The sequence below is a fragment of the Nocardia africana NBRC 100379 genome, from assembly GCF_001612635.1.
Classification (GTDB): Bacteria; Actinomycetota; Actinomycetes; order Mycobacteriales; family Mycobacteriaceae; genus Nocardia; species Nocardia africana.
The window spans coordinates 1-1,099 of the sequence record NZ_BDAV01000046.1 but is presented as its reverse complement, the minus strand read 5'-3'; the positions used below and the strand labels follow the sequence as shown (position 1 = coordinate 1,099).

Below are 1,099 nucleotides of genomic sequence, written 5' to 3'. Positions count from 1 at the left end.
TTCACCTCCTCGACGTGGATGGGGGGTGGATGGGCCCTTCGGCGGAGTCGGCCCGCGAGGACGGAACTGATCTCTGGCGCAGAGAAACCGTCTCCGCCGAAGGGGTTCAAGGACTCGGCACGGCAGGGGGAGGGGTTGCCGTGCCGGTCCGCTCAGGAACGGCACCGGATGTCATCGATGCGACCGGCTCCGTCGTGGTGGTTGTCGGGGGTAGCGGTGTTGCCGCGCTGGGGTGGGTGGCAGCGAGGTCGTGAGCCAATGCGGTGAACCAGTCGGCGACCGCGGCGAGGGCCGGTGTTCCGGTCGGGGTCGCGGGGGTGCTGGTGTAGGCGGCGTGGTGGCCTGCGGTGTCGCTGTATTGGGTGTAGGTGGCCAGCTGGTAGAGCTGGTTGTCGTCGGTGACGGTGGAGGTGATGGCGTCGAATGCCTGGTTCACCCAGCCCAGGGCGGTGTGCGGCGGGATGAGGTCGGCGACAGCTCCTGCGAGTTTCGCGCCGAGTACGCCGAGGGCGGCGGCGGGGTTGGCCATGCCGACAGTGGCCAGCTCAGCGATGGTGGCCGGGGTGAACACCGTCTGCGCCACCGTTACCACGGTGTTGAGGCCGATCGTGCCGATCCGGAACAGCGCCGCCAGCGCGTCGTCCGGGCCGGGCATCGGGGTGTTCGGGTCCGACGCTTCTGCTAGGCGTTGCCCCAGCGGTTTGGTCGGTTGGTAGCTCAGTTCGTCCAGGCTGTTGCCGGCGATGTCGTCGGTGACGACGCCGATCGCGGTCTTCCAGGTCGTGGCCGCCAAGGCTTGCGCGATGGTCGATATCGCCGCCACTGGATCACCGAGGTTCGATTGAGCAGCAATGTTTTTCACCGTTTGCGTCAGCGGCGAACCGGTGGGAGCGTCACAGACCAGATCACCTGGTGCGCAGAGGTCAGCGACGCGACCGGCCAACAACCCGAATCCCGCGCTGCCGCTCGGGCTGATGCCCATGCCGCTGCCTGGTGTGTTGGTGAGCCGGATCGACGCGACCGCTGCACCTGTGGTGCCGGGAGCCGGTGCGGGGGTGGTCTGTCCCGGCCGGCCGGGAAGAACATCACTGCCAGCTCG

Annotated in this window: 1 protein-coding gene; it reads right to left on the bottom strand. The window is 68.2% G+C overall.

Features of this window, described 5'->3' with window-relative positions:
• Nucleotides 1-106: 106 nt before the first annotated feature.
• Nucleotides 107-823: a hypothetical protein gene (locus tag NA3_RS34905; RefSeq protein WP_062969155.1), complete on the bottom strand. Its 717-nt coding sequence runs from the start codon at nt 821-823 to the stop codon at nt 107-109.
• Nucleotides 824-1,099: the final 276 nt, after the last annotated feature.